We start from the raw sequence: 13407 nt of genomic DNA, 5'->3' as shown, positions 1-13407 counted from the left end.
GCGGAAGCCGCCCGATTGAGCGACGAGAGTGACGCAGCCGTTCTCCTTTAGCCGCGGCTTGAGCTCGCCTTCGAGGAAGCTTCGCAGCGTCCTCGGCCTCCCTCGCCTTCTGCTTCGATGGCGGACAAGGCCGTTTCGGATCGCAACTGCGCTATGCCGCGCAAACCTTCCAACCATGGCTGCGATCCGACAGGATTCCGGGTGCCTCCACGCCGTCCAATGCGACTTCCAATCCTCGAGCGCTCGGCAATTGACGTTTCTCCGGAAACCATGGCCGGCTTGGATCAACGGCGATAAGCAGACCCTCGTCGCTACCGATAGCGGCGAAACCGGAAGTGGCCGGTCCGAGCGTTCCGACCCCGAAGGTGCGAGCGGCTTCGACCACAGTGCTCGCGACATCGTCGGTTGGAAGGCCGATCTCGCTGAGGCAACTTAGCTCAGACCCGCCAAATGGCCGCTTCCCGGCAGGATCGACCAGCCTGCGGCGGCCGATCAATTCGAGCACGGACCTGTCGGGACCATCGAAATAGACGGATCTTGATTGCCAATGCCCCTCCAGCACGTGGCACTCGCGGCCATCCGGCTCTTTTTGCAGAGCCATGCGCCCTTTCAACCATGCGATTGCCGCATCAAACCGGTCATAGGGCACATTGAACGCCAAATGCACGCCGCGGGGCGCCTCTTCAACGGCGGGGATCAGCCGGATTTCGCTCCATCCCACCTCAATGACGTTCCCGTTTGTCGACAGTTCCAGCATGTCGCGAAAGAAGGCTGCGCTCGCCGAGACATCCGATGCCGGCAGTGTGAGTTTCCTTATGCGCATGAAATCCGATCCCGCCAATTAGCTCTATCCGGTGCCTTGTTACGACCTCGACATAGGTTGAAGTCAAGAAGTTCGCGAAGCCAGCCCGACGCTGTTCCTGTTTCCGCACCGATTGAATCTGAGCGAAAGTTGAATTAGTCGGGGTTCATCCATCCTCAACGGAGAGGCGACGAACCGACATGAACTTTGTTGAGCAGCTCGCTCGGAACTTCCTGCGCAAGCGGGGCTACTCCGTCTCGCATGGTGGTGGCGAGGACTATCGCGGCGACTACCGCCTGATGCAGTATTCAAGCTACGAGCAGTATGTCTCGGTTCAAACCGAGGGAAACAAGCGCAAGATCGACCAGGTCTGGGCCGACGAGGCGACGATCGACGTGATCTGTGACTATGTTCGCATGGCCATCCCAAATGCGAAGCGGGGCCTCTGCCACGGCTCCAGGAATGGCGCCGAGGTCAAATGGTTCTCGGATCGCCTCGGCATCGACGTCATGGGTACGGATATCTCGGATACGGCGTCCCGGTTCGGGCTCACCCAGTGGGATTTCCATGACGAAAATCCGGATTGGAAGAAAGCCTTCGACTTCGTCTACACGAATTCCCACGATCACGCCCATGACCCACAAAAGGCTTTCACGACCTGGGTGGGCCAACTGGCGGATGGAGGGAAGCTCTTCATCGAGCATACGCTCGGACACGCCCCGGCAAGCGTCAGCACGCTGGATCCCTTCGGCATCGATCCCAAGGTTCTCCCTTACGCCGTCCTGGAGTTCGGTGAGGGCAAATATGCCGTGACGAAGGTGATCAAGCCGGCCCATCAAAAGGGCGGCGGCCCGATCTGGGTGTTCGTGATCGAGGCGATCCCGCTCGGCTGATCGCCGCGATCCGATGTCGCCGGTTCAGGACGAGCTTCGTCGCCAGGCAACCGGCAGCCGGCCGGTCGCCCGAACGCGCAGGCGCCAGTCCAAAAGCGTTACTTCAGATTGCCGTCGCCGCTTCGGTCCGCCGTCTTGAAGTCCGCCATCACCCGGTCCAGAAATTCGTTGCGGGTGATCTTGCCGTCGCCGCTTGCATCGGTGGCGGCAAACTGCTGGGCATTCAGCGCCTGCTTCGTCTCGTCAGAGGTGAGGCTACCGTCCTTGTTCTTGTCCAGATTGACGAAGGCCGTCGTCATGAAGGCCTCGTATTCGGACCGGTCGACCGCACCGTCCTTGTTGCGATCGAGCACATCCATCTGCCCCTGGCTCATTGTTGCGGCTTGCTGCGCGACAGCGAGTCCAGCCGGACAGACCACAAGCACACCTATAAGAACGAGTTTTCTCATCCCTCACCCTTCCGCGATCAATAGTAGCGGCACGTCAGAGCATTGCCGGCCGCAGCGCCCAAGGTAGCACCGCCGCCAACAGCCCAGAGCTGGCCAGTACCTGAACCGATCGTCGAGCCGATCAGGCCGCCGACGATTGCGCCGCCGACTGTTCCGGCAATGCAGCCGAATTCGTTGCCAGTCGGACCGCTCTTCGACACGTAGGCAGATTGGCACCCCGACAAGGCCAGAGCGCCGGCAAGAATGATAGTTACGGTCTGCTTGCTCATTTTATCCTCCAATATGGCCGTCTGTCTGGAATAGAGATCGGGCGGAGGCGCCATTGAGTGGCGTCGGATGTAAATAGCTTCCGAGTATGCTCTCCGGATGGGAGAGACTCTTCTGTTCAATCAGAAGCAGCTCACGAATAAAACACGCGGTCCGGAGACGAAGACCTCAAAACCGCGGGCGAATACTACCCTGAGCGGCCAGCAATGACAATGTTGCCCGTGGTATTAGCTTTGTGTCGCAATAACCCCTGACGCGATCAGGTACTGCACACACTAGAGGAATGACCCCCAGCCCTAGGTTTATTTATATCTCCTGCGAGATATCGTCGTTTGTCGCGTGGCGATGAGCAGTCTAGGTCTGGCTTGCCCCTGGCTGAGGTTCCTTGCTTTCACCGGTACATCTCCGGACGAGCCAATGGATTTTCGCCCGACGGACCTGGGCCGGGCCAAACATGGGCATCCCCGCCTCGCAAGAAAGAGTACACGCAATGGATAGAATGACGACAATCAAATTAGGGCTTACTACTACAATCCTCTTTTCGTTCGCCGCGGCCGCCTTCGCCGGGAATGGCGAGCAGGCCCGGATTGCCGCCGCCGTGGACAAGGCGATCCGACCGATCATGCGCGAATACAATGTACCGGGCATGGCGATTGCAGTGACCGTTGACGGCCGGCACACCTTCGTCAACTACGGCGTCGCTTCCAAGGAAACGAAGGCGCCGATTACGGAGAACACGCTGTTCGAGCTCGGCTCGATCAGCAAGACCTTTGCCGGCACGCTCGCCTCCTATGCGCAGGCGCTCGGCAAGCTGTCCTTCGAAGACCATCCCGGCAAATACATGCCCGAGCTCCGTGGCAGCGCCATCGACAAGGCGACCCTCCTCAATCTCGCCACCTATACCGCCGGCGGCCTGCCCTTGCAGTTCCCCGATCAGGTCAAGAGCGACGGCGACATGCTGACTTACTTCAGCAACTGGAAACCCAGCGCCGAGCCAGGGAAGAAGCGTCGCTATTCCAACCCGAGCATCGGCCTCTTCGGCCATGCCGCCGGTCTGGCGATGGGCAGCAGCTTCGCCAACGCTTTGGAGACAGAGTTGTTTCCGAAACTCGACCTCAAGCACAGCTATGTCACAGTGCCCGCAAGCGCGATGGGCAGCTACGCCTGGGGCTACGGCAAGGCCGACAAGCCGATCCGGGTCGGCCCGGGCATGTTCGACGCCGAAGCCTACGGCGTGAAATCGTCCGCGGCAGACATGATCCGGTTCGTCGACGCCAATATCCGGCCGGAGCAATTCGACGGACCCGTTCGCAAGGCCATAGAGGGCACGCATGTCGGCTACTTCGATACCGGCAAGATGATTCAGGGCCTCGGCTGGGAGCAATATCCCTACCCGGTTTCACTCGAGCGGCTGCTCGACGGCAACTCCCGGACCATGGCCATGGATACCAAGCCGGCCACGACATTGGTTCCTCCGAAGCGCCCCGATGGCGCGACGCTTTACAACAAGACCGGGTCCACCAACGGCTTCGGCGGCTATGTCGCCTTCGTGCCGGAAAAGAAGATCGGCGTGGTCATGCTGGCGAACCGGAACTTCCCGAATCCGGAGCGCATCAGGGCGGTGCATGCGATTCTGAAGACGCTGGCCACTCTGGCGGAATAGGCGGCGAAGCATCCATCAAAGGCAGTCCCCTGTTGCGGCAACCCGCGATAAGGGGAATCTGCATTCATCAACAACCCAGCGGCGAAACTTCAATCGCACCCGCTTGCATATTAGCGCCGAGTGTTGTCATCTTCGTTTCGCAAAAGCGCGATCAGATGCAGCGAAGTTCAGGCGTATTGGGGATGCCGATGTTCGAGTGGGTGGGGTTTCAAGGTTCGCTGCAGCACGGAGGCGCACGAGGAGGACGGGCGATCTTCGTCGTGGCGGCCCTGGCATTGCTTGCCGGTTGCGGCGGTCATGCCAAAGGCGTGATGGCACCGGTGGCGCTTACCGCGCCGGTACCGGGAACCTCGACCGTCGACATGCTCGTCGCGACCACGCGTCGGCCCTCCGGCGATCCGGCGACGTTGTTTTCCGGCGAGCGTGACGCCAACACCTTCCTGACCGACGTTGCGGTGTCGATCCCGCCGGACACGGCGCGCAAGGCCGGCACGGTGCAATGGCCACGCAAGCTGCCGCCGGATCCCAAGAAGGATTTCACCGTCACCCGCGTGCGCGAACTCACGTCGCTTGATGAAGCCAAGTCCTGGTTCTTGCAGCACGACGTCGGCGGACAGGCCTTCGTCTTCGTGCACGGTTTCAACAACCGCTACGAGGATTCCGTCTACCGGCTTGCCCAGATCATCCACGACTCCGACGTCCAGGCGACGCCGGTACTGTTTACCTGGCCGTCGCGGGCCAATGTGTTTGACTATAATTACGACAAGGAGAGCACGAACTATTCGCGCACTGCCCTTGAAGACATCCTGAAGAAGCTCGCCGACGCGCCCAAGGTCAAGGGCATCACCATCCTCGCGCATTCGATGGGTACCTGGCTGACCATGGAAACGCTCCGGCAAATGGGCATCCGCGACGGCAACGTCCCCTCCAAGATCGAAAACGTCATCCTCGCCTCGCCTGACATCGACCTCGACGTCTTCGCCAAGCAGTTCGTCGAGATGGGCCACAAGCGACCGAAGTTCACGATCTTCGTTTCGCAGGATGATCGCGCGCTCGCGCTCTCCAGCTTCATTTCCGGCGACGTTTCCCGCCTCGGCGCGATCGACCCGTCTGCCGAACCCTATCGCACCCAGCTGGAACGGGCCGGCATCACTGCGATCGACCTGACCAAGGTCAAGACCGAGGACGGCCTGCACCACGGGAAGTTCGCGGAAAGCCCGCAGATCGTTCAACTCATCGGCACCCGGCTGGCAACCGGACAGACACTCACCGATTCCGATATTTCCATCGGAACCGGCATTGCAGCGGTTGTTGCCGGCACGGCCAGAAACGTCGGCAATGTCGCTGCAGCCACCGTATCGGCCCCGGTATCGATCCTCGAGAATCCGCAGCCGGCGCCCAAGAAGAAGCAAGTCATCAGCGAAACGCTGGCGACAGATATGCCGCAGCCGGTAAAGATCAAGTGATGGTCGGCTGCCGCCCTTGGCGGCAGCTCGCGGTCAACCGTCGTCGCCGATGAAGCGATAGCCGACACCCGGCTCGGTGCGGATGATCTTCGGGTCGGCTGGGTCGCGCTCGATCTTGCCGCGCAACTGGCCGATGAAGACGCGCAGATAGTGCAGGTCCTCGCCATGTGCGACGCCCCAGACCGACGTTAGAAGCGTCCTGTGGGTGACGACGCGACCGGCGTGGTGCGCCAACATGACCAGCAGGTCATATTCCTTCGGCGTCAGACGCACCGACTCGCCATCCTTCGTCACCACGCGCTTGATCGTGTCGATCGACACGCCGTCGGCGGAGAGTTGTGTCTGACCGCCATCCATTTGCACCCTATGGCGAAGAGCTGCGCGGATGCGGGCGGTCAATTCGCCGATGCCGAAGGGCTTTTCGATATAGTCGTCGGCGCCGAGATCGAGCGCGGCGATCTTCTCGCTCTCCCGGTCGCGTGCGGAGAGGATGATGATCGGCACCTGCGACCAGCCGCGCAAGTTCGCGATGACCTCCTTGCCATCCATATCCGGCAGGCCGAGATCGAGGATGACGACATCGGGTGCATTCGTTGCCGCCGCCTTCAGCGCCTCGGCGCCAGTCATTGCTTCCAGTATGTCATAGCCGGCGGCGCTCAATGCGGGTTTCAGGAAACGCTGGATCTGGGGTTCGTCGTCGACGACGAGGATACGCTCCACGCTCATGCACGGTCCTTTTCGGAGATTTCAGGCTTGGCGGCGGGGAAACGCATGGAAATGCGCGTGCCGCGGCGGCGCAGCGCCGGGCTTTCCGCCTTGATCTGGCCGCCCATGGCCTCGACGAAGCCCTTGGCGATCGAAAGCCCTAGCCCCGTCCCCGGCGTGCGGCCATCCACCTTGCCGCGGCGGAAGAATTTTTCGAAGACCTGCTCGAGATCCTTCGGCGCAATGCCCTTGCCGAGATCCGTCACTGACAGCACGATTTCGTCGCCATCCGGGCGGGCATAGATGCTGACCGGCTCGTCGCCACCATATTTGTTGGCATTGTCGAGGAGATTGAACAGCACCTGCCCGAGAAGCACGCTGTCGCCGCGCATCAAGGGAAGATCCGGTGCGATGCTGGTCTCGATCTCGCGCTCGGGGAAATACTTGCGGGCACGATCGACGGAAGCGCGGACCGCGTCGGCGACATCGACCCAATCGCGCTTGGCGTTGACCGTGCCGGCCTCGATGCGGGTCATGTCGAGCAGGTTGGCGACGAAACGCGTCAGACGGCCGCCCTCCTCCTCGATCGATTTCAGCAAATCGTCACGGCTTTCCGGCGACATGCGATCGCCGAGTTGCCGAAGGCTGGTGACGGCCCCGGTGATGGTGGCAAGCGGCGTCCTGAGGTCATGCGAAATGGACGACAGGAGGGCCGCACGAAAGCGTTCGCCTTCGAGCTTCGCCGCCTGGTCTAGGCTTTCGCGCGACAGGCGTGCCCGGTCGACGGCGATCGCCGTCTGGTCGAGGATTGCCGCCAGCGCTCGCTCCTCGTTGATCTCCAGCGGCTTGTCCGCCTGGACGAAACCGCAGACGCCGACAACGCCGTGCGGGCTCGTCAGCGGGCGGAAGTGAAACGGGCTGTTCGGCAGTGTTCCGGTACCGTTGCCGGCCGGCTCCTGCTTATCCATCGCCCAGCGCGCGGCCATGATATCGGTGACGTCGAGCTCGGTGTCCGGTGGCCAGGCGGCCTTCAGCTGCAGGTCCCCCTCCTCTGGCAACAGAAGCGCAGCGCTGCGCCGCAACGTCGTCTGCATCTGCGTCACCGCCGCCCAAAGCACATCGTCCACCTTGGCCGTGCCCGAAAGCTTGCGAGAGAAATCGTAAAGCGCCTGGGTCGCGGCGGCGCGCCGGCGCGCGGCCTTTGCCTGTTCGCGCACCCGAGAGGCGAGGCTCCCGGCAAGGGCGGCCGCCACAAGGAAGATGAACAGCGCGAAGACCTCGTGCGGCTCGGCAATGGTGAAGGTACCGACCGGTTCGATGAAGAAGAAGTTGTAGGTCAGAACCGAAAACAGCGCCGCGGCGATCGCCGAGATGTGGCCGGCATAGGTCGCCGACGCCAGCACGGCGAGCAGATAGAGCAACGAGATGTTCGGCAGGATGATGAAGCGCTCGATCAAGAGGCCGAGGGCCGTCGCAGCCCCCACTGCGCCGGCGGCAATGGCGATGGCGCGCCCGGTCCCGGGCGGCAGAGACTTCTTCGCGGCCGGCCGCGGCTTCGGTGCCGCCGGCTCGCGGTCGGTCACGAGGTGGATGCCGATGCCCGATACCCGCTCTGCCAAGGCGTCGGGGAGCGACTGGCGGAAGTACCGCATCGGAAAGGATTGGCGACGCGCGCCGATGACGATCTGCGTCGCATGTTCACGACGTGCGAGTTTCAGGATTTCCTCGACGAAGTCGTTGCCGACGATGCAGCGCGTCTCGGCGCCGAGTTGTTCGGCAAGACGGAAGGTCTCGTCAAGCCGGCGCACGTCCTCGCCGTCGCCGCTTTCGCGGTCGGCGCGTTCGATGAAGACGACGATCCAGGGGGCGTTCAATCCCTCGGCGAGCCGGCTGGCGGTGCGGACCACTTTTTCCGACAGGGGATCGGGACCGATGCAGACAAGCAGACGCTCGCCGCTCGCCCACACACCTTCGATCGCATTCTGCTTGAGGTAGTCGACCATCTGGTCGTCGACCCTATCGGCCGTGCGCCGGAGCGCCAGTTCACGCAACGCCGTCAGATTGCCGAGGCGGAAAAAGCGATCGACCGCGCGTTTGGCGCTATCGGGCAGATAGACCTTGCCCTCTTTCAGCCGCTCGATCAGTTCGGCGGGCGGCAGATCGACCAGCAGCACCTCGTCGGCGCGCTTCAGCACGGTATCCGGCACCCGTTCGCGCACCGGCACGCCGGCGATCTGCGCGACGACGTCAGAGAGACTTTCGAGATGCTGGATGTTCAACGCGGTCCAGACATCGATGCCCGCGGCTATCAGCTCCTCAATATCCTGATAGCGCTTCGGATGACGGCTCTCAGCCGGGTTGCTGTGGGCGAGTTCGTCGACGACGATGATCTTGGGACGTCGGGCAAGGGCCGCGTCCAGATCGAATTCGGAAAGCATTCGGCCGCGATGGTTCACATCGCGGCGCGGCAGGATTTCCAGTCCCTCGACCAGTGCGGCGGTCTCGCCGCGCCCGTGGGTTTCAACCAGTCCAATGACGATATCGACGCCGTCTTCCTTGAGACGTCTGGCCCGGGTCAGCATGGCATAGGTCTTGCCGACGCCGGGCGCGGCGCCAAGGAAAACGGTCAGTTTTCCCCGGCGATCCTGCGCGGCAAGGGCCAGAAGTGCGTCTGGGTCTGGGCGACTTTTGGCGTCACGTTCACTGTCGGGCATTCGTCATCTCGGGCATGCGTTCTCAAGCCTTGGCCTCATGTTCGAGGCCCATCGAGGGCCAGGTTCAGTTCTAGCACATTGACGCGCGGCTCGCCTACGATCCCGAACAGACGGCCTTCCGTCGCCCTGTCGACCAACGCGCTGGCATCCGCCTCCCTCAGACCGCGCGCCTTGGCGACACGAGCGATCTGCGCCCGGGCAAAGGCCGGCGTGACATGCGGGTCGAGGCCGGAACCCGATGTCGTCACCGCTTCTGCGGGGATCTCGCCGGCAAAGCCGGCGGCCTTCAGCCGCTCGACGTCTGTAGCCACGCGATCCCTCAGCTTGACCGAAGTCGTGCCGAGGTTGGAGCCGCTTGATGCGCCGGCATTATAGGCCTCCGGGCCGGTCGCAGACGGACGCGGCCAGAAATACCTGTCGGAGGTGAAGTTCTGGCCGATCAGCTCGGAACCGATCAGGGTTCCGTCCTTCTCGATGAGGCTACCGTTTGCCTGTACCGGCATCAGCACCTGCGCGACGCCGGTGATGGCGAAGGGGTAGGCAAGCCCGGTGATGGCGGTGAGCAGCACGATCATCACGATGGCGGGACGAATTTGGTTCAGCATGGTTACACCAGATTGAGTGCGTTGACGGCGAGATCGACGAGCTTGATGCCTGCGAAGGGTAGAAGGATGCCGCCGAGACCGTAGACGAGCAGGTTGCGACGCAAGAGCGCTGCGGCACCGACCGGTCGATACGTGACGCCTTTCAGCGCCAGCGGAATCAGCGCGACAATGATCAGCGCGTTGAAGATGACCGCCGATAGGATCGCCGATTGCGGCGAGCCGAGGCCCATGACGTTGAGCGCGGCGAGCGCCGGATAGGTGGTGATGAACAGCGCCGGGATGATGGCGAAATACTTCGCCACGTCGTTGGCGATGGAGAAGGTCGTCAGCGAACCGCGGGTCATCAGGAGCTGCTTGCCGATCTCGACGATCTCGATGAGCTTGGTCGGGCTCGAATCGAGGTCCACCATGTTGGCGGCCTCGCGCGCGGCCTGCGTGCCGGTCTGCATGGCGACGCCGACATCGGCCTGGGCAAGCGCCGGCGCGTCGTTGGTGCCGTCTCCGCACATGGCGATCAGGCGGCCGCCCTGCTGCTCCTTGCGGATATAGGCGAGTTTGTCCTCGGGCGTCGCTTCGGCGAGGAAATCGTCAACGCCGGCTTCGGAGGCAATGGCGGCAGCCGTCACCGGGTTGTCGCCGGTCACCATCACGGTGCGGATGCCCATGGCGCGCAGGTCTGCGAAGCGTTCCTTGATGCCGGGCTTCACAACGTCCTTCAGATGAATGACGCCGAGCAGGCGCGGACCGTCGGCAACGGCGAGCGGCGTACCGCCGGTGCGCGCCACCTGGTCGACCGCGCGACGGAATTCGCTCGGCACATTCTCGTCGCGGATGCCGGTGAACTTCAGGATCGAATCGACGGCACCCTTGCGCAGCCGGCGGCCGGCGAAGTCGACGCCCGAAAGCCTCGTTTCCGCGGCAAAGGGGATGACCGCGTCGATCCGGGTTGCGCCCGCCTGGCTTGCGCCACCGCCGACGGCAAGCGCCACGACTTCACCCTTGCCTGCATCGGGCAGCGAAACGGCTGGTGCCTGGCGGCCGAACTCACCGGTCGCAAGTGCTGCGATCGAGCGGCCCTCCGGCGTTTCGTCGGCAAGGCTTGCGAGCAGAGCGGCGTCGGCAAGCTCCCCCTCGCTGACGCCGGGAACCGGCATGAAGTCGGCGGCCATGCGGTTGCCGAAGGTGATCGTGCCCGTCTTGTCGAGCAGCAGCGTATCAACGTCGCCGGCAGCCTCGACCGCACGGCCGGAGGTGGCGATGACGTTGAAGCGGACCAGTCGGTCCATGCCGGCAATGCCAATCGCCGAAAGCAGGCCGCCGATGGTGGTCGGGATCAGCGTCACGAGCAGCGCGGCCAACACGGTGACCGAGAGCACGGTGCCGGAATAGCCGGCAAGGCCCCAGAGGGTGACGACGGCGACGAGGAAGATCAACGTCAGGCCCGAAAGCAGGATCGACAGCGCGATCTCGTTCGGGGTCTTCTGGCGCTGCGCGCCTTCGATCAGCGCGATCATGCGGTCGACGAAAGTGTTGCCGGGCGGGACGCCGATGCGGACCTTGATCCAGTCGGACAGAACCTGCGTGCCACCGGTGACGGCCGAACGGTCGCCGCCCGATTCGCGGATGACGGGCGCGGATTCACCGGTAATGGCGCTTTCATTGACGGAGGCGACGCCTTCGACGACCTCGCCATCGCCGGGGATCAGTTCGCCGGCCTCGACCAGCACGAGGTCGCCGACCTTCAGCGAGGTCGCCGGGATCGTCTGGGTTTCGCGGCCCTCGGCCGATACGAGCTTGCGCGCCGTCAGCTCAGACTTGGTGCGCCGCAGACTGTCGGCCTGGGCCTTGCCGCGGCCTTCGGCGACGGCTTCGGCAAAGGTGGCGAAGAGAACCGTGAACCACAGCCAGGCGGCGATCTGCCCGGAGAAGAGCGGGCTGCCGGTGTCGGTCATAAGATCGCGGACAAAGAGGCCGGTGACCACGGCGGCAACCACCTCGGTGACGAAGATCACCGGATTGCGCACGAGCTGGCGCGGGTCGAGCTTGACGAAGGCCGCCTTGACCGCCGGCAGAAGGATCGCCGGATCCAGAAGACTAGGAGCGACTGGTTTGGAAGACATGTGTCGAATTCCTTTAGAAGGTCTGGCCGGCGAGCATCGAGAAATGCTCGACGATGGGACCGAGAGCGAGCGCCGGGAAGAACTGCAGCCCCCCGAGAATGAGGATGATGCCGACGAGCAGGCCGACGAAAAGCGGCGTGTCGGTCGGGAAGGTGCCCTTGGAGGCCGGCACGCGCGTCTTGACGGCGATCGAGCCGGCAATCGCCATGACGGGCACCGCATAGGCGAAGCGGCCGAGCAACATCGCGAGCCCAAGTGTCGTGTTGTACCAGGGCGTGTTGCCGGTGAGCCCGCCGAAGGCCGAGCCGTTGTTACCGGCTGCCGAGGTGAAGCCATAGAGGATTTCCGACAGGCCGTGCGGACCGGCGGTGCCGATGCTTGCGACCGCAAAGGGCAGCATTGCCGATACGGCCGCAAAACCGAGGATCGTCACCGGCAGGATGAGGACCGCGAACATCGCGTACTTCATCTCGCGGGACTCGATCTTCTTGCCGAGCAGCTCCGGCGTACGGCCGACCATCAGGCCGGCAACGAAGACGGCGAGGATCGCAAAGACGACCATACCGTAGAGACCGGAGCCGACGCCGCCGGGCAGGACTTCGCCGAGCTGCATCAGGAACATCGGAACGAGACCACCGAGACCTGTCAGCGAACCGTGCATGCCGTTGACGCCGCCATCCGACAGGCCCGTCGTGACGGCCGCATAAAGCGCGGTCATCGCCTGGCCGAAGCGGACTTCCTTGCCTTCCATGTTGCCTTGCGTGGCATCGAGACCGAGCGCCGTCAGGATCGGGTTGCCCTGGGCCTCCGCCCAGTAGACCACCGCGACGCCTGATATCAGCAGGACTGCGGTAACGGCGATGAAGGCCCAGCCCTGACGACGGTTCCCGACCATCTGGCCGAAGGTGTAGACGAGCGCCGCGGAGATCGACAACATCGAGAAGATGTTGAGATAGTTGGAGAAGGCGGTCGGATTCTCGAACGGATGCGCGGCATTGACGTTGAAGAAGCCGCCGCCGTTGGTGCCGAGTTGCTTGATCGCTTCCTGGCTTGCGACCGGCCCAAGCGAGATCGTCTGCTTGGCGCCCTCGAGCGTCGTTGCGGTAAGATCGGCGTGGAAGGTCTGCGGCAGACCGGTCCAGACCATGGCAAGGGCCATGACCACGGCGATCGGCAGCAGCACGTAGAGGGTCGAGCGGGTGAGGTCGACCCAGAAATTGCCGACGGTTGCAGCATTCGAACGGGCAAAGGCGCGAGTGACGGCGAGCGCCATGGCGATGCCGGTCGCGGCGGAAACGAAGTTATGCACCGTGAGCCCGGCCATCTGGCTGAAGTGGCTGAGCGTGGTTTCGCCGCCGTAGTTCTGCCAGTTGGTGTTGGTGACGAAGCTGACCGCCGTGTTGAAGGCGAGGTCGGACGGCATGCCGGCGAAACCCTGTGGGTTCATCGGCAGGTAGGCTTGCAGCCTGAGGATCGCGAAAAGCGATGCGAAGCCTGCGAGGCTGAAGGCGAGCATCGACATCGTATAGGCGAGCCAGCCCTGTTCCTTGTTCGGATCGACGCCGGCAGCGAGATAAAGACCGCGCTCGACAGGACCGAGGATGGGCGAAAAGACGTTGCGTTCACCGGAGAAGACCCGCGCCATGTAAAGCCCCAGCGGCTTGATGACGATCAGGACGGCGATGAAGAGGAGGCTGATCTGCAGCCACCCGATGATAGACAT

General features: G+C 63.1%; 11 protein-coding genes. 3 read left to right on the top strand and 8 right to left on the bottom strand.

The annotated features are described in order from the left end of the window. Nucleotides 1-151 precede the first annotated feature (151 nt). Complete coding sequence (locus QM996_RS00665; protein ID WP_500268862.1) at nucleotides 152-841, bottom strand: VOC family protein; 690 nt, start codon at nucleotides 839-841, stop codon at nucleotides 152-154. A gap of 161 nt (nucleotides 842-1002) precedes the next feature. Between QM996_RS00665 and QM996_RS00660 the strand changes: the two genes are divergently transcribed. Next, nucleotides 1003-1695, top strand: a complete 693-nt coding sequence (locus QM996_RS00660) for a class I SAM-dependent methyltransferase (protein WP_500268861.1) — start codon at nucleotides 1003-1005, stop codon at nucleotides 1693-1695. 98 nt (nucleotides 1696-1793) lie between these two features. On the opposite strand, the gene QM996_RS00655 is transcribed toward QM996_RS00660, so the two are convergent. Together QM996_RS00655 and QM996_RS00650 are read right to left on the bottom strand one after the other, a co-directional pair. Further along, nucleotides 1794-2144, bottom strand: coding sequence for an EF-hand domain-containing protein (locus QM996_RS00655; RefSeq protein WP_500268860.1), 351 nt, complete (start codon nucleotides 2142-2144; stop codon nucleotides 1794-1796). Between the two features lie 17 nt (nucleotides 2145-2161). After that, the gene (locus QM996_RS00650; protein WP_057248089.1) at nucleotides 2162-2413 is read right to left on the bottom strand and encodes a YMGG-like glycine zipper-containing protein; all 252 of its coding nucleotides are present in this window, start codon (nucleotides 2411-2413) and stop codon (nucleotides 2162-2164) included. Between the two features lie 488 nt (nucleotides 2414-2901). Here QM996_RS00650 and ampC point away from each other — a divergent pair, with 488 nt between their 5' ends. Beyond that, on the top strand, nucleotides 2902-4074 hold the full coding sequence (gene ampC, locus QM996_RS00645; protein WP_500268859.1) for a class C beta-lactamase: 1173 nt from the start codon (nucleotides 2902-2904) through the stop codon (nucleotides 4072-4074). A 188-nt stretch (nucleotides 4075-4262) separates the two neighbouring features. After that, complete coding sequence (locus QM996_RS00640; protein ID WP_500268858.1) at nucleotides 4263-5540, top strand: alpha/beta hydrolase; 1278 nt, start codon at nucleotides 4263-4265, stop codon at nucleotides 5538-5540. A 33-nt stretch (nucleotides 5541-5573) separates the two neighbouring features. On the opposite strand, the gene QM996_RS00635 is transcribed toward QM996_RS00640, so the two are convergent. From QM996_RS00635 to kdpA, 5 genes are read right to left on the bottom strand one after another with little or no spacing between them, the layout of a single operon-like run. Continuing rightward, nucleotides 5574-6266 carry a response regulator transcription factor KdpE gene (locus QM996_RS00635; RefSeq protein ID WP_500268857.1) on the bottom strand — a complete coding sequence of 231 codons (693 nt, stop codon included), beginning with the start codon at nucleotides 6264-6266 and terminating at the stop codon, nucleotides 5574-5576. Next, complete coding sequence (locus QM996_RS00630; protein WP_500268856.1) at nucleotides 6263-8959, bottom strand: KdpD family sensor histidine kinase; 2697 nt, start codon at nucleotides 8957-8959, stop codon at nucleotides 6263-6265. Before QM996_RS00630 ends, QM996_RS00635 begins: the two co-directional genes overlap by 4 nt. Nucleotides 8960-8994: 35 nt before the next feature. After that, a complete protein-coding gene (kdpC, locus tag QM996_RS00625) occupies nucleotides 8995-9564 on the bottom strand; it encodes a potassium-transporting ATPase subunit C (RefSeq protein ID WP_500268855.1) in 570 nt (189 codons plus the stop codon). Between the two features lie 2 nt (nucleotides 9565-9566). Further along, the gene (gene kdpB / locus QM996_RS00620) at nucleotides 9567-11684 is read right to left on the bottom strand and encodes a potassium-transporting ATPase subunit KdpB (RefSeq protein WP_500268854.1); all 2118 of its coding nucleotides are present in this window, start codon (nucleotides 11682-11684) and stop codon (nucleotides 9567-9569) included. Between the two features lie 13 nt (nucleotides 11685-11697). After that, nucleotides 11698-13407, bottom strand: coding sequence for a potassium-transporting ATPase subunit KdpA (gene kdpA / locus QM996_RS00615; protein WP_500268853.1), 1710 nt, complete (start codon nucleotides 13405-13407; stop codon nucleotides 11698-11700).

The organism is Sinorhizobium chiapasense, assembly GCF_045277575.1.
GTDB lineage: Bacteria > Pseudomonadota > Alphaproteobacteria > Rhizobiales > Rhizobiaceae > Ensifer > Ensifer chiapasense_A.
The sequence above is the reverse complement of the archived record's forward strand: the minus strand, read 5'-3'. Positions and strand labels throughout refer to the sequence as shown.